The organism is Candidatus Nitrososphaera sp. 86-2 (assembly GCF_056726185.1).
Genome location: NZ_JBWZON010000001.1, coordinates 235,096 through 255,061 on the forward strand (window position 1 = coordinate 235,096; position 19,966 = coordinate 255,061).

Annotated in this window: 24 protein-coding genes; 13 read left to right on the forward strand and 11 right to left on the reverse strand. The window is 56.0% G+C overall.

All coding sequences use genetic code 11. The features are described 5' to 3' along the window. Nucleotides 1-49: 49 nt before the first annotated feature. From ACYOR7_RS01450 to ACYOR7_RS01480, 7 genes are all read left to right on the forward strand, one after another. Nucleotides 50-1,900, forward strand: a complete 1,851-nt coding sequence (locus ACYOR7_RS01450) for a CopD family protein (protein WP_479912930.1) — start codon at nt 50-52, stop codon at nt 1,898-1,900. Nucleotides 1,901-1,956: 56 nt separating this feature from the next. Next, complete coding sequence (locus tag ACYOR7_RS01455; RefSeq protein WP_479912931.1) at nt 1,957-2,361, forward strand: hypothetical protein; 405 nt, start codon at nt 1,957-1,959, stop codon at nt 2,359-2,361. A gap of 2 nt (nt 2,362-2,363) precedes the next feature. After that, the gene (locus ACYOR7_RS01460) at nt 2,364-2,888 is read left to right on the forward strand and encodes a winged helix-turn-helix transcriptional regulator (RefSeq protein WP_294806737.1); all 525 of its coding nucleotides are present in this window, start codon (nt 2,364-2,366) and stop codon (nt 2,886-2,888) included. Nucleotides 2,889-2,896: 8 nt separating this feature from the next. Further along, nucleotides 2,897-3,430 carry a hypothetical protein gene (locus ACYOR7_RS01465; protein ID WP_479912932.1) on the forward strand — a complete coding sequence of 178 codons (534 nt, stop codon included), beginning with the start codon at nt 2,897-2,899 and terminating at the stop codon, nt 3,428-3,430. A 164-nt stretch (nt 3,431-3,594) separates the two neighbouring features. Next, the gene (locus tag ACYOR7_RS01470; RefSeq protein WP_479912933.1) at nt 3,595-4,164 is read left to right on the forward strand and encodes a hypothetical protein; all 570 of its coding nucleotides are present in this window, start codon (nt 3,595-3,597) and stop codon (nt 4,162-4,164) included. A gap of 56 nt (nt 4,165-4,220) precedes the next feature. Continuing rightward, nucleotides 4,221-5,159: a hypothetical protein gene (locus ACYOR7_RS01475; RefSeq protein WP_479912934.1), complete on the forward strand. Its 939-nt coding sequence runs from the start codon at nt 4,221-4,223 to the stop codon at nt 5,157-5,159. An 86-nt stretch (nt 5,160-5,245) separates the two neighbouring features. Beyond that, nucleotides 5,246-7,144, forward strand: coding sequence for a CFI-box-CTERM domain-containing protein (locus tag ACYOR7_RS01480; protein WP_479912935.1), 1,899 nt, complete (start codon nt 5,246-5,248; stop codon nt 7,142-7,144). Here the strand turns inward: ACYOR7_RS01480 and ACYOR7_RS01485 are convergent. The 3 genes from ACYOR7_RS01485 to ACYOR7_RS01495 all read right to left on the reverse strand — a co-directional run bounded on the left by ACYOR7_RS01485 (nt 7,137) and on the right by ACYOR7_RS01495 (nt 9,510). Then, nucleotides 7,137-8,192: a formate--phosphoribosylaminoimidazolecarboxamide ligase gene (locus ACYOR7_RS01485; RefSeq protein ID WP_294807768.1), complete on the reverse strand. Its 1,056-nt coding sequence runs from the start codon at nt 8,190-8,192 to the stop codon at nt 7,137-7,139. The genes ACYOR7_RS01480 and ACYOR7_RS01485 overlap by 8 nt on opposite strands. A 66-nt stretch (nt 8,193-8,258) precedes the next feature. Next, a complete protein-coding gene (locus ACYOR7_RS01490; RefSeq protein ID WP_294807765.1) occupies nt 8,259-8,669 on the reverse strand; it encodes a hypothetical protein in 411 nt (136 codons plus the stop codon). Then, nucleotides 8,659-9,510, reverse strand: coding sequence for a carboxypeptidase-like regulatory domain-containing protein (locus tag ACYOR7_RS01495; RefSeq protein WP_294807763.1), 852 nt, complete (start codon nt 9,508-9,510; stop codon nt 8,659-8,661). Before ACYOR7_RS01495 ends, ACYOR7_RS01490 begins: the two co-directional genes overlap by 11 nt. A 131-nt stretch (nt 9,511-9,641) precedes the next feature. Between ACYOR7_RS01495 and ACYOR7_RS01500 the strand changes: the two genes are divergently transcribed. Continuing rightward, nucleotides 9,642-10,445, forward strand: a complete 804-nt coding sequence (locus tag ACYOR7_RS01500) for a helix-turn-helix transcriptional regulator (protein ID WP_479912936.1) — start codon at nt 9,642-9,644, stop codon at nt 10,443-10,445. A gap of 39 nt (nt 10,446-10,484) precedes the next feature. After that, a complete protein-coding gene (locus ACYOR7_RS01505; RefSeq protein ID WP_479912937.1) occupies nt 10,485-11,417 on the forward strand; it encodes a hypothetical protein in 933 nt (310 codons plus the stop codon). Here the strand turns inward: ACYOR7_RS01505 and ACYOR7_RS01510 are convergent. Continuing rightward, entirely contained in the window at nt 11,410-12,321 is a 912-nt protein-coding gene (locus ACYOR7_RS01510; RefSeq protein ID WP_479912938.1) for a hypothetical protein, read from the reverse strand. The two genes, ACYOR7_RS01505 and ACYOR7_RS01510, sit on opposite strands and share 8 nt — an antisense overlap. A gap of 291 nt (nt 12,322-12,612) precedes the next feature. Here ACYOR7_RS01510 and aspS point away from each other — a divergent pair, with 291 nt between their 5' ends. The 4 genes from aspS to gatB are packed head-to-tail and all read left to right on the forward strand — an operon-like array spanning nt 12,613 to nt 17,101. After that, nucleotides 12,613-13,947, forward strand: a complete 1,335-nt coding sequence (aspS, locus tag ACYOR7_RS01515; protein WP_294808495.1) for an aspartate--tRNA(Asn) ligase — start codon at nt 12,613-12,615, stop codon at nt 13,945-13,947. Nucleotides 13,948-13,951: 4 nt separating this feature from the next. After that, the gene (gene gatC, locus ACYOR7_RS01520) at nt 13,952-14,224 is read left to right on the forward strand and encodes an Asp-tRNA(Asn)/Glu-tRNA(Gln) amidotransferase subunit GatC (RefSeq protein ID WP_294808498.1); all 273 of its coding nucleotides are present in this window, start codon (nt 13,952-13,954) and stop codon (nt 14,222-14,224) included. Between the two features lies 1 nt (nt 14,225). Beyond that, the gene (gene gatA / locus ACYOR7_RS01525) at nt 14,226-15,662 is read left to right on the forward strand and encodes an Asp-tRNA(Asn)/Glu-tRNA(Gln) amidotransferase subunit GatA (RefSeq protein ID WP_479912939.1); all 1,437 of its coding nucleotides are present in this window, start codon (nt 14,226-14,228) and stop codon (nt 15,660-15,662) included. A gap of 2 nt (nt 15,663-15,664) precedes the next feature. Then, nucleotides 15,665-17,101, forward strand: coding sequence for an Asp-tRNA(Asn)/Glu-tRNA(Gln) amidotransferase subunit GatB (gene gatB, locus ACYOR7_RS01530; RefSeq protein WP_479912940.1), 1,437 nt, complete (start codon nt 15,665-15,667; stop codon nt 17,099-17,101). Between the two features lie 11 nt (nt 17,102-17,112). Here the strand turns inward: gatB and ACYOR7_RS01535 are convergent, their stop codons facing one another. The 7 genes from ACYOR7_RS01535 to ACYOR7_RS01565 form a co-directional block, all read right to left on the reverse strand. After that, nucleotides 17,113-17,244, reverse strand: coding sequence for a hypothetical protein (locus ACYOR7_RS01535; protein ID WP_479912941.1), 132 nt, complete (start codon nt 17,242-17,244; stop codon nt 17,113-17,115). A gap of 123 nt (nt 17,245-17,367) precedes the next feature. Next, on the reverse strand, nt 17,368-17,769 hold the full coding sequence (locus tag ACYOR7_RS01540; RefSeq protein WP_479912942.1) for a PadR family transcriptional regulator: 402 nt from the start codon (nt 17,767-17,769) through the stop codon (nt 17,368-17,370). A 138-nt stretch (nt 17,770-17,907) separates the two neighbouring features. After that, on the reverse strand, nt 17,908-18,045 hold the full coding sequence (locus ACYOR7_RS01545; RefSeq protein WP_479912943.1) for a YHS domain-containing protein: 138 nt from the start codon (nt 18,043-18,045) through the stop codon (nt 17,908-17,910). A 51-nt stretch (nt 18,046-18,096) separates the two neighbouring features. Then, on the reverse strand, nt 18,097-18,219 hold the full coding sequence (locus ACYOR7_RS01550; RefSeq protein ID WP_479912944.1) for a hypothetical protein: 123 nt from the start codon (nt 18,217-18,219) through the stop codon (nt 18,097-18,099). Nucleotides 18,220-18,221: 2 nt separating this feature from the next. After that, nucleotides 18,222-18,509 carry a DUF7508 domain-containing protein gene (locus ACYOR7_RS01555; RefSeq protein ID WP_479912945.1) on the reverse strand — a complete coding sequence of 96 codons (288 nt, stop codon included), beginning with the start codon at nt 18,507-18,509 and terminating at the stop codon, nt 18,222-18,224. Then, nucleotides 18,506-18,928: a peptide-methionine (R)-S-oxide reductase MsrB gene (msrB, locus tag ACYOR7_RS01560; RefSeq protein WP_479912946.1), complete on the reverse strand. Its 423-nt coding sequence runs from the start codon at nt 18,926-18,928 to the stop codon at nt 18,506-18,508. The genes ACYOR7_RS01555 and msrB overlap by 4 nt, the downstream gene beginning before the upstream one ends. 38 nt (nt 18,929-18,966) lie before the next feature. After that, nucleotides 18,967-19,932 carry an SPFH domain-containing protein gene (locus ACYOR7_RS01565; protein ID WP_479912947.1) on the reverse strand — a complete coding sequence of 322 codons (966 nt, stop codon included), beginning with the start codon at nt 19,930-19,932 and terminating at the stop codon, nt 18,967-18,969. Nucleotides 19,933-19,966: the final 34 nt, after the last annotated feature.

A 19,966-nucleotide genomic window follows, 5' to 3' on the forward strand; every position in this document is an offset into this window, starting at 1 on the left:
CTTCTCCGCTCTGCCCGCCCTCGTTATTTTTGCGCTGGCAGCTCTGCTTTTGCTGTCTGCGCTAGCGGCGCCTGCGTTTGCCCACTCTATACCTGCAACATACACCATTATGCCAAACGCGCAGTTTGCTGACAAGTCCGAGGTCCCGCAGCAGCTCGCAATGTCATTTTCAGAGCGGCCCGACCCGAAGGTGAGCTATATCAGAGTCGCAGACGCGCAGGGCCAGCGCATCGACAAGAACGACTTTGCAGTCACCGGCGATCACGGCAGGCAGGCCGCTGTGACAATAGACACGAGCAATGTCAAGGACGGGATATACACTGTGTCCTGGTTCACAATGTCGCTTGACGACGGGCACATCGCGGAAGGCGCATACGTCTTTGGCGTGGGCAAAGCGATGATGCCGGCCGGGGGAGAGTCAAGCGAGACTCGCGCAGTCACGTCGTACGCCGACGCGGCAGCCAAGTGGCCCCTTCTGGTAGCGCAGGCGGCTGTAGTCGGAGGCACAATAACCCACGTCATACTGCACAAAAAAGTTGAAAGCCGCGCAGCCCGCAGGTTTTCGATTATCGTGCTTGCAAGCGCAGGCGCAATTGCCGCGTCTGCGACCGGCATAGTATTCTTGCAGGCCGGCGGCCTTGCCGAGGCGGCAGGAGTGCCGGTCGCACAGGCGCTGCAGTCACTTGTAGCCAGCTCGCCTTCAGGCGCCGTCTGGCTGTACAGGCTTGCGGCGTCGGCAATAGTCGCCGGCTCTGTCGTCGTCTACATGAAAATCGGCAAAAAGCCTCTTTTGTATACCGCGCTTGCGGCAGGCGCATTCTCGCTGTTCTCAAACAGCATGTTGAGCCACAACTCGGCCGCGCCGTTTCTGCCAGAGCTTGCGACGGCGCTTGACTGGGTCCATTTTATGGCCGTGTCCGCTTGGGTGGGCGGGCTGTTCTACCTGGCCGCGGTGTTTGCGCCGGCCACGAGGCGCTCGCCACGCCAGCTTGCGACCGCGCTTCCAAGCTTTTCGCTCGTTGCCACCGTTTCGCTGGGAGTGATAGGCGTGACTGGGATATACATGGCGTGGGTCCACCTGCACACGCTGGACTCGCTCCTTACCACGCCGTACGGGATCAGCCTTGCGATAAAACTTGGGGCCGCCCTTCCGATGGTGCTCCTCGGTGCGTACCATCAGCTGAAACTCCACCGGGAAATCGTCGTGCTTGCAAAATCCGGCGGGCAGGAATACGCCGCGACGAATCGCTTTGGCAGGACGATAAAGGCCGAGGCGTTCGTCGGTATAGGGGTGCTTTTTGCCGCGTCCCTTCTCACCATAACGTCGCCTCCCGCAGAATCCATGGATCAGCAGCAGCACCAGGCCGGCCCTCACTACATGAACCACGTGAACGTGGACGGCACCGACGCCATGCTTGAGATAACACCCTTTCAGCCCGGCGTCAACACGTTCACTGTCACCCTGAGCGAGGGAGGCAAGCCTCCGCAAAACATCGCAAGCGTGATATTGCGGTTCACAAACGTTGACGCCGGGGTGGGGCCGCTGATAGCCACACTGCAAAAGACCGGCGACGGCGTTTATTCGGCCGCCGGGGGCTACCTGAGCCAGCCCGGCGAGTGGAAGATGGACCTCATTGCGCAGAGGGTGAACGCGTACGACCTGAACCACAGCTTTACCGAGAAGCTCGAAAGCGGATCGATGTCGGGAATGTCGTCCGGCGGTATGTCTGGAATGTCGTCGATGCCCGGCATGGAAAGCACGGCGGAAACGCCGCCAGGCTTTGACTCGTTTGCCGCCCTCGCTCTGGGTCTTGCGGCAGCAGTGGCTGGCGGGAGCGCGTTCTATGCGAGGCAGAGCCGGCTGCAGATGAAAAAGACGCTTGCGGCGCTGGGCCAGTAGTTCCGGCTTTGTACCAATCCCTTTATTAGGCCAAAGCCACCAATAAATTGGTGGATATGCAGACGGGTAGCAACCAGCTTATGCAAGAAGCCGCGTCAAAGCCTCTGGTGTTTGGGCTGACTGCGGCCATAGTGGTGGGCATCATTGCGCCTCTCGTGCTTCCGCACGTCACGCACCCGTCAATACTGTTTCACATCATACTCCACATGGCGAGCCTCGTGATAGCTACGTTTCTCAGCGTGGTCTCGCTGACTGCATACAGGCGCACAGGCGGGGCAAGGACGCTCTACATGACGCTTGGGTTCATCGCGCTCGGCGTCGCAGAAGTGTTCTACCTGTTCCAGTCAGTCGGGCTCTTGTTCTTTTTGCAGATCCCCAATCTGGATATAGAATTCCCGCACATAATCTTGCTTGGAATGCTTGGCCTGTTCGGGCTGGGAGTGCTCAAGGTGAACAAATAGGCATGGGAGAAGAAAAGGCAATATCAGAGGCACTGAGCACGCCGGAACTTCTCCTGAAACTCATCGAGCGGGAGCCGGGCATACGCTACCGCGAGCTCTTGCGGTCTACGGGCTTTGCAAACGGCGTCCTGACGTACCACCTCTCCGCGCTTGAAAAGGCAAGCGTGATAAGGGTGGACAGGCAGGCGCGAATCACCCGCTATTACCCGGTCAACGTTCCGGAAACCGAGTCGCAGGTCCTCGGCTACATCAGGCACGAGCCAATACGTGAGATAGTGTCATTCATACTGTCGCAGGACATGTGCACTTTTGCAGAAATAGTAGAGCACACGGGCAAGGCGCCTTCCACCGTCTCGGCGCACCTGAAGCGTCTGAAGGACGCCGGCATCCTGTCCGTCAGGTACGGCGAATACCAGCTGTACAGCCTTGCAAACAAGGACCTCGTGGCCGATGTGCTGTCAAAGTACCGCCAGACCTTTGCCGACAAGGTCGTCGACAATTACGTTGAAATGTTGGACGAGCTCTAGCACAGCTGTTGTTGCTGCTGTCAAACAAGTCGCTTGCGTGCGCAGTAGTAGCCCTTGCGGCAATTCTTCTCCTGATGGTTGCGCAGCCGGCTTTTGCCGACCCGCTAAAGAACGCCATGTACAAGCAGAGGATAGGCAACTACGAGTTTGATGTCGCCACCGAGCCGCCTCGGCTTGTGGCCGGCGAGCCGTCAAAGGTGGTGATGAGGATAGCCGGCGTCAACGGCGACGACGTGGTGGACGTGCCGGTAAAGATAAGGCTTGTCAAGGACGGAGCCGATGTCGCAACTGCCGGGCCCCTAATAATCCAGTACGGCCACTACGCCTACGACCACACCTTTGCGGCGCCGGGCAAGTACGTGCTTTATGCTGACCTAATAGACAACGTGTACAGCGGCCAGACCCTGACGTTTACGTTCATACTCAACGTGGCAGGGCCATACGACAATTACCTGTACATTGTTGCGCCCGGGATAGGGGCTGCCGGCGCTGCAGCGGTGGGCGCCGTAGTGATAATGCGCAGGAGAAGGGCAAAAGCTTGAGACACGGAAGGGAAGGAAAGGCTCTTCCCTGCCGTGTAATGAACAGGCGTGTGTATTTGTGTATGTTTTTTTTGCAGCAGCGACTTGCCGCAGAATGGATAAACATAATTTGCATATTAGGAATTGTGGTTCATCCGGCAGATGTACTACCACATCACCAATAGTTGAAATATGCAAAGCGCCAAAACAGGGCGATGCTGTTGCTGCGCCTCCTTGCGGCCGCGCTGTTCTTCTTCATGTTCTTCTCCATTTTTGCAGGCACATCCTTTTTTGCGCCGGCATACGCTCACTTTTTCGGTGCCACCAAGCAGGTGGATGGCTACCAAATAGTCTTCCAGCCGTACCCCTCGGCCCCAATAATCGGCACCAACTCGACTCTTAACTTTAGCGTGCTTGCCCCCGACGGTAACAACCTCTACAACGTCTACTCATCCATCATCATAGCAGACAAAAAGACGGGCGAGGCCATACACCAGGTGCCCTATCGCCTGTACGAGATAAGCGACATCACCACCCGCTACAAGTTCGACAATGCCGGCGACTATGTGGTGACCGTGCAGACCCGCATCCCCGGCGACGGAAAATACTCGTCGCAGCCGCTTGCGGCAACCTTTGACGTCTCGGCGTTTCCGCCCGGCATCCCGCTTGACGAGCTCTTGCTGTACTACGTGACGCCGGCGACGGCCGTGATAGCAGGTATCGCCGTGTATCTACATTCTAGAGGTAAGATCTGATTAATTCGGCCGGTGTACTAGAACCCTAATTAAAGGAGTATCCTGTTTCTGTATTCATGGAAAGGAAAAGCACTACAGCGCTCCTGCTTGCCGCCATGATGGTAGGCGGACTGGCCTACGCGTCGGCAGGGCAGAGGGCGTTTGCACACAACTTCTCAGGCGACGAAAGCGCCGCATTTCTTGCGAACGTTGACGCGATAAAGGTTCAGCTCATGCTGGTGGGTGGAAACTATGCAGGCAACCCTGACTCTGCCAAGATGCACGCCGACCATGCGTCCGAGCACTTGGGCGCGGCTGACATCAAGGAAATAACTGAAAAGAACCAGAGACTTGGAACCGACCTCCCGGCGGCTCTTGAAAAACTAAAGACCTCTGTCGCAGGCAAAAGCCCGAGGTCTGACATTGTCCAGCAAATAAAGGACATCAACGGGATGCTCGGCGAGACCGTCACCGTCAGGATTGACAACAGCCAGCTGTCCAACTCGACCGTGAGCGCGCTAGTGTTTGCAAACCTGGTGAACGAAATCCTAGAGTCCTACCAAGGTGCCTATGGCATGTCAGACGAGGACAACAACTCTGGCAGCATGAACATGACTGACAGCAGCATGAACCACACAAGCAGCACGGCAATGGCGTCTGACAAAATAGTCAACATGGCGTCGTACCAGTCGGCCAATTGGCTCGCACTAAAAGCTTCAAGCATGTACTACAAGCTCAACTTGGTTGCGCCAAGCGGCTCTGACGCCTCGATGAACAAACTCAGAGCAGGGCTGGACGAGCTAAAGAGCGCCATCGGCAGCCGGGCGTCGCTTGACGACGTGACTGTCATCGTGCACACCAAAGTCCACCAGAACCTCATGGATGCATTTGGCCTGAAACTGGCAGAAGAATCGGATGGCCATGACCACGGGTCAGGAGAGATGTCTGGAATGTCAGGCAACATGACAGGCGGTAACATGACTGGTGGCAGCATGGAAGGGAACATGACGCAGTAGAGTAGTAACCACCACCGCCCTCTCCTTTCTTTCTCTCTATTTTTTCTTTACAAATCTTTATTTTGCCTTTCTGTGTCTGTCTGTCCGTGAAGCGCCACCTTGCGTCCCTCGTGCTGGCGTCGCTGGTGTTTCTTGGTTCCGCATTGAGCGCGTACGGGCATGGCGTCGGCACCGACAAGTCGCTTCCCGCGACGATTGACGGCAGGCAGGTGGCGGTGGAAGCGTCGCTTTCTCCAAACGACATTGATGCTGCAGGAAAGGTGCAGCCGACTCTTTTGATAAGGACGCTTGACAACAGCAACAACGCTACCATCGCCGGCATTGACTACCGCGTGATGGTGTCCAAAGACGGCAAAACGCTTCTCGACCAGGAATTCCACTCGACTGACGGAATAGTGCTTGCCAAGCTGACTCCTGACGCAAGCGCCAAGGCGGCGCAGGTAAACGGCCAAGCAAACCCCGGCAGAGTAACGGTCAGCAAGGACGCGCCCGTAGAAATAAAGAGCGGGATAATGTCAGACGGCGGGCTGTACAAGGTTTCAGTCACGCTGCAAAGCTCTAGCACCGGCCTGCAGGTGGGACAACAACAGGGCCAGACGTTTGACCTGTACGTCAGCGTCTCTGGCACCCAGGACTTTAAGGTCCAGACCGCTGAAGGGAGCCAAAAGGTGTCCGTCAAGACCTACTATGCCGACGTTTCCAACCTTGACTATGACAAGGCCGCAAATTCCATTTCCTTTTCGATGCCGTTTGATTGGAGTTCATCTTATGTGTCGCAGGTGCCTGTCGTGCACTTGGAGCTAGAGTTCCCAAAGGCTATGAAGGAGCTGCAGGTAAACGGCTACCAGGGCTTTGCCAACGGAAAGGTGCTCCCCCACGACGCGGTGCTCATCGACGACTATTCTTCCGAGGACCTGCGCCTGGTGCATTTTGTGCTCAACAACGACAGGCTGACAAGCATCCCTGCCTCAGGAAGTGGCAGTAGTAACGGCACGATAGACTTTGTGCTGAAAACATCGGAAAAACCCAAGTTCCCGCTCGACCTGCTCTCTACGACGCAAAAATACCTCTGGCAGATGTCGTGGGGCCCGGAGATAATAGAATCGGGCGCACCGACAACGTTTGTCATGAACATACAGAACAACCAGGCGACAAGCGGCACCAGCACCCTTGCCGAAAACTCGTCTTTTGACTTTGTCGTGACCAAGGATGGAAAGGAGGTCTATCGCCAGCACATGACATCCGGGATAGGCACGTTCTCCAACCAGTACACGTTCCCCGCGGCAGGAAGCTACAGCGTTGCCGCGCAAAAGATAAACGGAGAAGAGGAGTCTGCCAAGATTGACGTGGTGGTGCTGCAGGGCAACAACACCAATCCTGCGCCCGCCCAACAACAACCGCAGTCTGCAAAGCCGTCCGGCTGCCTCATCGCAACTGCCGCGTTCGGTTCTGAACTGACGCCCCAGGTGCAGTTCCTCCGTGGTTTCAGAGACGACTATGTGCTAAAATCAGTGTCCGGCTCGGCGTTCATGGATGTGTTCAACACGGTCTATTACTCGTTCAGCCCGCAGGTCGCTGACTATGAGCGTGAGCAGCCGTGGCTGCAGGCGACGGTAAAAACCGCCGTGTACCCGCTTTTTGGCATACTTATGGCGTCAGAGCAGGCGTTCTCTAGCGCCGGCGGAGGCGAGGGTGGGACCATTCTTGCCGGCGCAGTCGCAAGCACGCTCATCGGCGCCGTCTATGTCTCGCCGCTTGCCGTTGGCGCGTCGGTAGCGGCCAGGAAAAAGGTTGACCCGCGAGTCGTTGCGATTGCAGCAATGGCTGCCGCCGGCGCATTTGTTGCGACCCTTGTCGCCCTTGCAGCCGGCTCTGCTCAGGCGCTGTCGATAACTACTCCGGCGTTCGTGGTGGCCCTGACGGCCGCGGCGGCGCTTGCAGTAGTCAGGCTGGTGCAGAAGGCAAAAAAGATGCCGCTTAGGTGACGATGCTTGCAAGGCGGTTCTTTTTTCTTGCAATCTTGATCTCGCGGGCGATTCTCCTGCCCATGCTCATAGGCTCGTCGTACAGAAGCGACGAATAGGGCGAGCCGTCCACGTACAGGTTCGTGCCTGCGACTATTCTTGCAGAAAACTCGAACGTCGTGAACTTGCCCTCGCTGTCGTACACGCCCTCCAAGCAGAACGGCCCGGGCATCCCCGGCTTTACTAGGCGCTCGGCGGCCCTGCAAAAGGCCTCGCCCATCTTGTACACCTCGTCAAGGAGCGACTCTCTCAGCACGAGCGGGATGTTTCCGACGACCGTGTACGAAGGCTCGCCTCCTGCCCCCAGCTGCTGCCTCGCCGGTATCCTGCCGATGCCATCGATGTCGGACTCGTAGCGCCTGTCGACCCCCAGAAATTCCAGCGTCTTTGTGACAGGCGAATAGAAATACTGCAGGTAGGCAGGCACACCCCTTATGAACTCCTGTATGTAGAGGTCCTGCTCGCCTCTTATCATGCCACGCTGTACAAGACTCTTTGCGCCTTCTTCAAAGCTCTCTCGGTTCCACGCAAGGTAGTAGCCCCTTCCTCCTGCCGCGCCGTGCAGTTTTACGATGCACAGGCCGTCGATTTCGTCCTTGGATTTTACGGGCTTTGGCGTGCGCAGACCCGCCTCCTCCATCAGTCTCTGTTTCATATCCCTGTCTGCCTCCCAGCGCAGGATCCACTTGTTGCCAAACACCGGCGTCTCTATCTTTTCAATATCGTCGCTTGGCATCTGCGATATGAGCGTGCCATGCGGGATTATGATGGCATTCTTTTTCTTCAGAGCAGCCCTGCACCTTTCGCCGGCCACCTCTGAAAATTTGTCCACTATTATCATGTCGTCGATAAAACCAAACCTCTCGTACAGCCCGACGCGCTTTTTCTCGCACACAAGGAGCGTGCGCAAGCCTTCGTCCTTTGCGCCCTTTAGCACCTGGAGCGCGCAGTGCGAGCCAAGAGTCGCCACGGTGACAGAAGCAGCAGATTTTCCTGTGGTTTTTGCCAAGACGGTGTTGGTTGCAGGGTGGGAGGTTAAAATCCTTCTCGCTAAAAAATGGCAGAAAGTAGGAGGTCAGGCGCGCCGCCTGCTCTCCATCACGAGTATGGCCGCGGCAAGGCCGATGAACGCCAGCTGCGCTATCTCTGTGATTGCGCCCATCGCGTTTATCGGGCCTCCTCTTCCTGTGATGGGGTTTCCTGGCATCCTCGTGATGAAATACATCGCCACCAGGACTGCAGTCCCGGCAATGCCGACTGCGTACCACGGCCTGCCCCATCTCTTTATCATCGGGACGACCCAGAAGAGCTGCGCTATCCCTGCCACGATAAAGAACATGCCGGTGTTGGCGTTAAAGCCAAGCGTGCCAGGCCCCAGGTACAGGTGCAGTATGCCTCCTATAGCAGTCGCGCCGGCAGCCGCATAGTGCAGCCACCTCGACTTGGCCGCCACAGCCGACAGGCTGCGGTTATTGTTAGTAGGCAAAGTCGAGACGGTGCTCCGAACCATCTGTCACATCAAATCCTCTGACTACTCTGTTCGACCCGTCGGGGTATGCCGCTATTATGATATAGTTGCCCGGTGGCAGGTCCATAAAGTACTGGCCGTTTACTGACACGAACGCGTTTGCGTTGTAGCCAGTATTTTGCTCTGCGGCTATCACGCTTGCGCCTATTGCCGGCAGGCCCTCCGGACCTCCGACATAGCCGTGCAGTACGCCGGGGACCCCCGGAATCTGGACCCTGCCGCTGCTACCGCTGACGTTGGCGTTTGGCAGTATGCCTCCGCTGATGACGATGCCGGCGACTACGACCGCGCCAATGATTCCAGCGGCCGTGTATACCGCTATCCTTAGGTTGCCCTTCTTTTTGTTACCCTGTACGTACCCGGGCCCTTCCCCTGGCGGACTTCCGCGCCCGCCTGCCGCTCCCCGCGTGTTTTCGCGCTCTCTGTGCTCATGCGACGCGCCGTACGCGCCGATGCCGCCGGTGTACTCGCCCGTGACTTCGAGGACGTCGTCAGAGTCCGAGATCTCTTTGAGGATTTCAAGCGAGAGTTTCTGGTTTGTTACGTAGTGGGTGCCGTTGTCGTATATTGCAGGGCTCATGCCGGTCTTTTCGATGATATACTTCCTGACCATCTCCGTGTCGAGGCCGGGCTTGGTGAACACCTCCAGCATGAATATTGGTTCCGGGTTGGATGGGTTTTCCATTTGGCGCAGGAGGAGCTCGTCTATCAGCTCCGGATCGACCTTTGGCAGGAATTCCTTGTATCTTCTTTGCAGTTCGGCAAACTGCCCTCTTATTTCAAATGCTCCTGTTGTCATATGCCTGTAATATGGAGACGGTGCGGTGATATCTCCTCCTCAACAGACGCGCGCAAGATTTGCGCGGCCTGCTAAAGCTTTAGCAAAGCTGCTGAAAGTCTTAATTATCGCGTATGCACCCTACTGTCCTTGTGGACGGTTCTGACGAGCCTGCGGTGGCCGCCAGCCTGTTCCTAGAGTTAGCAAGTGAGACGCGCTGCGCCATAATCGCGTCGGTGGCAAACCGGCCTGCAAAGCTTAGCACCCTTGCCAGGGAGCTTGGGGTCACAGTGCAGGATGTGCACCGCAACTCCAACAGGCTCTTGGAGGCAGGGATTCTGGAGAGGAGAAACGGCGAGTTTTGCCTGAGCGAGTTTGGCCGGGCGGTGACGATGCAACTGCCATATTTTCGGTTCATGAAAAAGCACAGCCGGTTCTTCCAGGAGCATACGCTTGCCTTTCTGCCTGAAAAATTCGTGCAGCGGATGGGCGCTCTTGAAAAGTGCAGGGCAGTCGAGACCGTGACAGTCGTTATGCAGGAGCTGAAAAAGCTAGAGATGTCTGCCAAAAGACGGCTGGAGATTATGGTCTCGCAGGCGTGGCCGGAGGAGGGCCAGATACTCATCGGCAGGGCAAGGAGCGGGGTGGAGCTGCGGACCATAATCGGGCGAAATACTGTGTTCCCGCAGAACGTGATGGATGAAGTCATACCTGCGATGGCAGAACTCACCACTGCAAACGCCATCAAGCAGCGGATGGTGGACAAGGTGAGCACCGCCCTCTACATCGCAGATGAGCAGGCCGCAATCATGTTCCCGAACCAAAAGGGCGAGGTAGACATGGGCACTATGCTAGTGGGCGACAGCTCAGAGTTTGTCGAGTGGTGCGCAGACCTGTTTAACCACGTGTGGACGCAGGCTTGGCCGGCCGACGTCAAGAAGGCCAAGATCGTCTAAACTTCGTATTTATTGCCCTGACTGCCTACTGCAATCCGCATGGAAGGAGAAAAGGTGGCGCACACGGCCGAGCACGCGTTTATCGGCGCGCTGCAAAAGATCCTCGGCAAGACGCTGCAGGTGAGAAAGGTAGAGCACAAAAAAGACGGCAGCAACACCGCCTTTATCGCGATCTCGCAGCTGGACGTAGACACTGTGGTCAGGGCGGAGTCCTTGGTGAACACGCTCATCGAGGAAGGAAGGCAGGTCACGACGCGCACCTACCCATCGCTTGAAGAAGCAAGGAGCGCCAACCCGACTCTCCGGGCAAACGAGGAGCGCATTTCCGGCGAGGTGCGTGTGGTAGAGATTGCCGGCCACGACGTCACGGCGTGCGTCATGGAACACGCCGGCAACCTGCAAGAATGCGGGTTCTTTCTGGTCACGAGGCTGTCAAAGAGCGGTGGCGAATACGAAGTGGACTTTGCAGTCGGCAGACAGGCAAAAGAGACGGCGGTCCTGCTCTCTGCAAAACTGATGAATGTGTGCGGCGAGCTTGGCGCAAACCTGAACACAGTGGAAAGCACCGCAAGAAAAGTCAGGGCGGAAGGCGAGTCTGCATTCAAAAAGCTAAAGGCGTTGAGCAGGGAAAGACTGCAGTCGATAGCGCCAGCTGCAGGCGGCAACATCAAGGTCTATAGCGGGGCGTTTTCCGGCCTTGCAGACGAGGCGCTGCAGGAATTTGCGGGAGCAAAGATAGCCGAGCCCGGCATTATTGTGGTTCTTGCCAACGCCGCCGGCGCAGACAGCGCGTATTTTATACTTGCAAGAAGCGAGGCAATAGACCTTGATTGCAACAAGGTTTTCCGCGAGGCTGCCGGCACCAACGGCCGGGGAGGCGGCAAGCCCCACTTTGTGACAGGCATGGTAAAAAAGGAAAAGGCAGAGGAGATAATCCGCAAGATATCTGGCGATGTCCTGCGGCTTACCTAGCTTTGTGGGACTGCCTGTATCTCGTAACGGCCACTACAGCGGCAATAGCGCCCACCGACATTAGCAGGGGCACAGGAAACTCTGGAACTACCTGCAGCTTGAATGCGGTCTGCAGGTTAGGGTCGATGGTACTTTCGACTATTTTCTTTGCGTCGTCAAGTGGCGCCTTGTCGGAAATAGCCTTTTGTAGGTCCTTCAAGCCCTTGTCTATTTCCCCGACTGCAGATGTAGCGTTGCCCTGTGACATTGTCTTTAGCTTGTCAAACATACTGATTGATGATGCAGCGAGTCCTTGCGCCGTCTGGTAAGCCGCCATGTTGACTATTTTCGCGGGGCCTGTTGCTTCTGCCACTGGAGTAGCAGCAGCCGTACTATTATTATTGCTGCTGTTCCCCTCTTCATCTTCCGACACGCCTACAGCTATGCCGTAATCCTCCAGGGTTTCGTCCAGCACGCCTCTCAAGGCTAACGCGTTGACGGTTGCATTCTGCAGCTGGGCGCTGTCGATCCTTGTAGATACTACTTCTCCAAGGGTGTCTTGCAGACCGCTCGCTGTCTGGCTAACTACCGCGGCATTGGGGTTTGTCTTGTTGGTTTCTGCAAATATCTTGTCTAGGCCCGTGGTGACATCATTGGCCACGCGCTGGTTCCTTTCTGCGACCTCCTTGGTGTCGTTTGCGGTCCAGAATTCGCCGATCTTGTCGACATGCCACTTGACAAGAGATGAATTCGAGATATTCTTGTCAATCAGGTTTATCTCGACCTTTAACCCCTCGACCTTGGCAAGAAACGTCGCGCTTTCATCCCCGCTAAATGTGTGGGCAAACGCAGGTTTTGCGGTAGCAGAGATTACGGCCCCGAACGACAAAAGTCCAAGCAAGAGAATTGCAGAAACGCTATTCATGGAGTGAAAAACCCATGATCGGATATATCCTTTGTAGTACAGGCTTCTAGCATGTCTTTAGCTGTGCTAATTTCTGTGAAAAGCAGCGGCAGCTTCGACATACGCCTGCATGAACATGACCGAGGGCGGCAGCGGCATGGAAGGCACGTGACATCCTAAAAGGCAAACCTTTCTCTCTTTTTCTTTTTATTACGTTTTGGCGATGAAACCTGTGTCATCTTCCCACTGGTCTCACTGACTTTATTTTCGGTTAAATTAATAACCTCTACAGTACAAACACGCCTATTTAATTTGGAAACGCTGAAAGAAGAGGATCTTGGCCAGTGGAGGCGCACACACTACTCCAAGGAAGTGGGCCCGGCGATGGCAGACCGGGAGGTCGTAATAATGGGCTGGGTGTCAAGCGTGCGGGACCACGGCAACATCTCGTTTATCATAATCAAGGACGTACACGGCGAGGTCCAGGTGACTGCCAAAAAGAGCGAGGTAGGCGAGCAGCTGTTCGCGCTAGCCAAGGAGGTCAAGGAGCACACGTCGCTTGGCGTCCGGGGCAAAGTGAGGCCGCAGGAAAAGGCGCCAAACGGCGCCGAGGTCGTGCCGGCAGAGATAAAGGCGTTCTCGGTGGCAAAAAAGGCCGCGCCCTTTATGACCACGGGCAAGTCGTCGCCGGTGGGAATCGACACCCGCCTCGACCTTCGCGCAGTCGACCTGCGCCGGCAGCAGCTGGGCTCGGTATTTCGCATCCGGCAGACCGTGGTTAACGCGATACGCGAGTTCCTCTCACGGCAGGATTTCACCGAGGTCAGCACGCCAAAAATGATAGCGACTGCGACGGAAGGAGGAGCGGCGTTGTTCCCAATATTCTACTATGACCGCGAGGCGTTTCTCGCCCAGAGCCCGCAGCTCTACAAAGAACAATTGACAATGGCTTTTGAGAGCGTCTTTGAGATAGGCCCGATTTTCAGGGCAGAGCCATCACGCACGAACCGCCACCTCTCGGAAGCAACATCGGTGGACGTCGAGCGCGCCTTTGCAGACTATAACGACGTCATGGCGCTCCTTGAGAGGCTCATAGTCCACATCGTCGACTCTGTCAAGGACCGCAACAAGGCAGATTTGGAATTCCTGGAAATTGCGATGCCTGCCCTTGAGCTGCCGTTTCCCAAATACTCGTACTCTGACCTCATCGACAAATTGCAGGAGGCCGGCGAGCGCATCCAGTGGGGCGACGACATCTCTCCTCAGGTGATGAAGAGCCTGCAGGACGAGCGCCTCAACGGCTTTTACTTTATCGTCGACTGGCCGACTTCTACCAAGCCGTTCTACGTCAAGCCGAGGGCCGACGACCCCAAGGTGTGCGAGTCGTTTGACCTGATGCACGGCCCGCTAGAGATGTCGTCCGGGAGCACGAGAATAAACCGCAAGGACCAGCTGGTAGAGAGGATGCAAAAGCAGGGGCTAAAGCCTGACGCCTTTGACTATCATCTGCGCGTCTTTGACTTTGGAGTGCCGCCCCACGCCGGCTTTGGCCTGGGCCTTGAGAGGCTGCTCATGGCGCTTGCAAAACTAGAGAACATACGCGACGCGACTTTTTACCCGAGAGACATTGACAGGCTGGCGCCCTAGAGATATGGTAGTGACGAAAGAAGAGGTAAGGCACCTTGGCTGGCTTTCCCGGATAGAGCTGTCAGACGAAGAGCTTGTCAAGTACACCTCGCAGATAGAGCAGATAATCGCATACCTTGACAAGCTGGACACGGTCCCGCTTGAAAAAGCCGAGGTCCTAAAGTCAAAGAAAAAATTCTCTGAACTGCGAGACGACGTAGAGAACGCGTTTGGAGCCGACACGCTTGGCACGAAATACCGCAAGGACGGCTTTGTAAAAGGCCCGAGGATGGTCTAGGTTGCTCTACCGGCTCGGCGCGTCGCAGGTTGCAAACGGCGTGAAAAACCGCGAGTTTTCAGCCGAGGAGTACATTCATCAAATACTGGAGCGCATCGAAGTAGTCGAGCCAAAGATAAACGCACTTGTCACGGTGAACAGCGAAGGCGCAATAGAGCAGGCGCGCGCCCTCGACAAGAGAATCCGAGACGGAGAGGCCGCCGGCCCGCTTGCCGGCGTCGCGGTAAGCGTCAAGGATAACATTTCGACCAAGGGCATAAAGACGACGTGCGCCTCAAAGATGCTTGACAGTTACGTGCCTCCGTACGACGCCACCGTCGTCAAGCGGTTGCAGGACGCCGGCGCCATCATCATAGGAAAGGCAAACCTCGACGAATTTGCGATGGGTTCCACCACAGAGTTCAGCAGGAACGGGCCGACCAGAAACCCGTGGGACATCAGCCGCGTGCCGGGAGGCTCGTCAGGCGGGAGCGCGGCAAGCGTCGCGGCGATGGAATGCGCGATATCGCTTGGTTCTGACACCGGAGGCTCGGTGAGGTGCCCTGCAAGCTTTTGCTCTGTTGTAGGGCTAAAGCCAACGTACGGCCTTGTAAGCAGGTACGGTCTGGTGTCATACGCAAACAGCCTGGAACAGGTCGGGCCGGCGGCAAGGACAGTAGCAGACGTCGCACTGGCGCTCAACGCAATAGCAGGCCAGGACGAAAACGACCATACAACCGCGCCGGGCAGGCCGTCGTACCTCGTCAGCAAGATGCCGCTGCGCGTCGGCCTTGTCAAGGAATTCATCGAGGGTGCGGACCCAGAAGTGTCAAAGATAATCTATGGCGCCTATGACACCCTTGAAAAAGAGGGCTGCCGCTGCGCCGAGGCGTCCATGCCGTCGGTGCAGTACGCGCTGGCGTCGTACTACACGATAGCCATGGCCGAGGCGTCAAGCAACCTCGCCCGCTACGACAACGTCCGCTACGGCTTTGACATGAGCCCGGAGGGCTACGAGTGGAACTCGTATTTCGCAAAGGGCAGGAGCAACTTTGGCGAGGAGGTCAAGCGCAGGATAATCACCGGCTCGTACGTGCTGTCGTCAGGTTACTATGGCAAGTATTACCTAAAGGCGCAGCAGGTGCGCTCGCTCTTGCGGCGCGAGCTGAAATCTCTGTTCAAGCAATTCGATGTTCTTATTGGTCCGACGATGCCGATCTTGCCGTTTCCGATTGGCGAAAAGGTCGACGACCCGATAAAGATGTACCTGGTCGATGTCGACACTGTGGTGGCAAACCTTGCCGGCACCCCCGCGATTTCTGTTCCTGCCGCCTTTTCCAGCGGCAACCTGCCTGTGGGCCTGCAGTTCATGGCCGACGAGTTTTCAGAACAGGTGATGCTTGACGCCGCGTACACGTTTGAAAGCGCCGCAAAAGTGCAGAGGAGTCCTGACCTGTAAACATGGAATACATGATAGGGCTTGAAATCCACTGCCAGCTTACCGGCGCAAGGAGCAAGCTGTTCTGCTCATGTGGCTGCGACTATCGCGGCAAAGAGCCAAACGCCAACATCTGCCCGACCTGCACCGGCCTGCCCGGAACCCTGCCCCTCCTGAACAAAAAGGCAGTCGAGTTTGCCGGCATGATCTCGCTTGCGCTCGGCTGCAAAGTGCCGGAGGAGATAATGTTCTACCGCAAGAACTACTTTTACCCTGACCTCCCAAAGAACTTCCAGCTCACTCAGTACAACGCGTACGGCATAACAAGCATCGGAGTCGACGGCAAGATGGATTATGGCAACGGAAAATCGGTGAGGATGCGCCGGGTGCAGCTGGAGGAAGACCCAGGCAGGCTGGTCTACGAGGGCGGCAGCATGGAAAAGAGCACCTACACGCTTGTCGATTACAACCGCGCCGGCGTGCCCCTTGTGGAGATAGTGACAGAGCCGGACTTTACAGACCCAAAGGACGTGCGGGAATTTCTGAACAAAATAACGTCGATAATAGAGCACCTTGGCGTCTGCGACACGCGGCTTGAAGGGTCGGTGCGCTGCGATGCAAACGTTTCAGTCGCCGGCGGCCACCGAGTCGAGATAAAGAACGTCGGGTCGTTTTCCGAGGTGGAAAAGGCGCTCCGCTACGAGATGGCGAGGCAAAAGACGATGGTGTCCCGCGACATCGAAGTGAAAGCAGAAACGCGGCACTGGGACGACGCGCGCAAGGTGACAAAAGAGTCGAGGTCAAAGGAGGAAGAGCAGGATTACCGCTACTTTCCCGAGCCGGACATACCCTCGATAGAGCTTGGCGCCGGTTTTCTTGCATCGCTTGAAAAGTCGATGCCCGAGCTTCCAGATGCTCGCAAGGCAAGGTTTGTTTCGTCGCTTGGCCTGACGCCGCACGTCGCGCAGGTGCTAATAGACAATAAAGAGCTTGCCGACTTTTTCGAATCTGCAATCAAGCACTATGATTCGCCAAAAGAGATCGCAAACTGGCTAGTGACTGACCTCATGGGCTTTGCAGACGAAAAGGCCCGGGAGGAGCACGCCATGCTTGCTAGCCTGAAAGTGGGCCCGGAGCACATCGCCGACCTCGCAAGGCTGGTGGAGCAGAACGCGATAAACCGCGCGACTGCAAAGCAAATCCTCGGGCAAATAGTCCGGACAGGTGATATGCCGTCGCAGGTCGCCAAAAAGACTCAGGTGGGCAAGATAGACGACACTGGCGCACTTGTGCAGGCAATTGATGCCGTCTTTGCGGCAGAACCGGCGGCAGTCGCAGACGCAAAAAAGAACCCCGCAGCGGCAAACTTTTTGCTTGGAAAAGTGATGCAGCATACAAAAGGCCGCGCAGACCCGAAAGCCGCGCTAGAACTTGTCCGCAAAAAGCTCTTAGAGTCCTGATTTATCTTCTTTCACTGCACCAGCAGCCTGCCGCAGACCGCGCATCTGGGGTGGATCTTCATCATGGCCACTTCCCTGCTCTCGTCTATCTCGACGCACTCTTTTCCTCCGTCCTTGCACAGGTGGCAGAATTCCTTTGTCATGGTGCTAGTTGATAAAATTCCGATAAAAGCAACAGGGTGTAGGCCGGTTTACACACGGGGCCTGTATTGACGGTGCTGGAGGATAGCGCCCCGGCTATCGGTTAAAGTGCGCGAAGGCGCCGGTCATTTGTTCAGTGCCGCCAGCTTGTCTGCTATTTCCTTTATCTTTTCCTTGTGCGGCTCTATCCTTGACTTGTCCGATTTTACCAGGTCTTCAAAGTAAGAGACATATCCGCTCATCTCCTTGAGCATGTCCTCGACAGTCCTCGGCTGGCCCGCGTGGAACCCGTACGGCCATCCCATGTCTTCCTTTGTCCTCTGCGTCAGCTCGTACTTGCCGTCCTCCCTCTTTTTGATAAAACCTTCCTCCACCAAGCTTTCAAGCAGCGGGTACACCGACCCCGGCGACGGCCTCCACCAGCCCTTGGTCATCACTTCCATCTCGTCCATTATCTCTGCGCCGTTCTTGGGCGACCTCTCTAGCAGTGTTATCACCCACATCCTCAGCCCGCGCCTTTTTCTCATTTCACCGAACGACCACACTCCCATATCGAATTAACAATATCGAATATCCGATACAGGAATATATGCCTTTTCTACATTGCATGCAATTACCGCGTTAAAACCGCGTTACTCTGTGGCTGCTTTACACTCTCTTATTTTTCAGGAAAACCTTGCAGGGTCGGTGTCAAACTTGGACTTGCAGTGCGGGCAGCAAAAATAGATTGTCTGGCCGGCCTTTCTGGACTTGAATTTCGACTCCTCGCTTACTTCCATTCCGCATACAGGGTCTTTTGGCATCTCTCTTATTTCTGAGGATAATGGATATTTAACAACCGCACCTTACAATCGTCAAGCCCTAAAACCTCTGGTCATCTCGTGGCACGCCTGACTGTGCTTTATCGCTTCCTTGCGCTCGGCAGGCTTGTCGACGTCAAAGACGCGGTCGCATGTATAGCAGCGTACGAGCATCATTTTCATTTTTCCATGCACGCCGGCAACTTGCCCTGGTGTTTTTCCTTGTAGTCTTGCAGCAATCCTTCCGCCGCAGACGAATACGACTGCGTGAGCATATAGTGGAACCTCTTTGCCTTGCTCGTACACGGGTCTGAAAGAAGCTCCTGCAGGGATTTTCTGACGTTGCCGCTCCCGCCGATGCGCATCACCTTCATGCTTGCGTGCATCAGGTACACGCCTGCGGCCTCTGGCACCGAGTCGACGTGCGCCCTGTCAAAGTCTAGCCACTCTGACCATTCCTCGCTCATTTCTCTTCTTTCTTCTCCTTCTTCCTTTCTAGGTCCAGCGAAAGAGAGTTGATGCAGTAGCGCAGGCCCGTGGGGTTTGGCCCGTCGTCAAACACGTGGCCGAGGTGCGCGCCGCATTTGTTGCACATGACCTCCGTCCTTATCATGCCATAGCTGGTGTCTGTCTCTTCTTTCACGTTTGCGTCCTCGATGGGCTTGAAAAAGCTGGGCCAGCCTGTGCCCGAATCAAATTTCGTGTCGGAGCTGAAAAGTTCCGCTCCGCACGCCGCGCAGCGGTACACGCCCTTGTCGTGGCTGTTCCAGTACTTGCCTGTAAACGGGGCCTCGGTGCCCTTGTTCCAGCACACCTCCTTCTGCTCCTGAGACAAGTGGTCGAAATTATCATTATCATCGTCAATTGGTTTTTTCTTGTTGCTCATGTCGTTATTATGTCCGTTATATCCGCAGCACCTGCGTATTAGCTCTTCTTTTCTCCTTCTTCCTGCGCTCCGCCCTTGTCCACTGACTTTGCCGCCACGTTCTTTATGTTCTCCAGGTACGCCTGCGTCAGCGCAAGGTTGCCAAAACCCATAGAGTTGAGCGACTCTGAAGGCACCATGACTATCGTGTTTCCCTGCACCTTTATCGACTCGTACAGCATGTTGGACTGTCTGAGCGCGTACGCGACCGGGTTGTCGGTGTATACCCTGGCAGCTTCTTCAAACTGCTTTGCCACGAGCACTTCAGATTCGCCGTAGGTCACCCTTGCGTTCTTTTCTCGCTCGGCCTGTGCCTGCATCGACATCGCATCCTCGAGCTCTTTTGGTATTGCCACCTGCCTTATCTCCACGCCCCTCACCTCGATGCCCCAGCCCCTCGACTCTTCTGCTATAACCTCCTTGATGTGCTGGTTGACGTCCTCCCTTTTGGACAGTATGTCCTGGAATTGCGATGCGCCGATGTTGTTGCGGAGAGTGGTCTGGGAGACCTGCTGGATCATGTCGTTAAAGTTCTCGACGTTCAGTATCGCGTCGCGTGCCTTGTCCTCTATTATCCTGTACCGGAGGATGGCGTCTATTGTTACTGGCACGTTGTCCTTTGTCAGCATCCGCTCTGCCGTGAACTCGCGCACCTTTTCGCGCACGTCGATAACCAGGATATTGTCAGCAAACGGTATCCTTGTCTGCACGCCGGGCCCGACCTGCTTTTGAAACCTGCCTAGCCTCAATACCACCGCCCTTTCGTACTGCTTGATTATCATGAGGAACGCCGAAATTATGATGGCGACGCCGATGGCCACGACCACGTACCCAAGAGCCACGCTCCCGACTGCGCTGGCGACTGCCAGCCCCACTATGAGGACGACCACCCCTGCTATGACGTGCGACCCCGAGCCTTTCTGGCTGACCAACCTGTCGAAACTGAAGAATGTTCTGGTAGACATGCAAGTACAATATAGTTAAACAAAGATTTAGGGA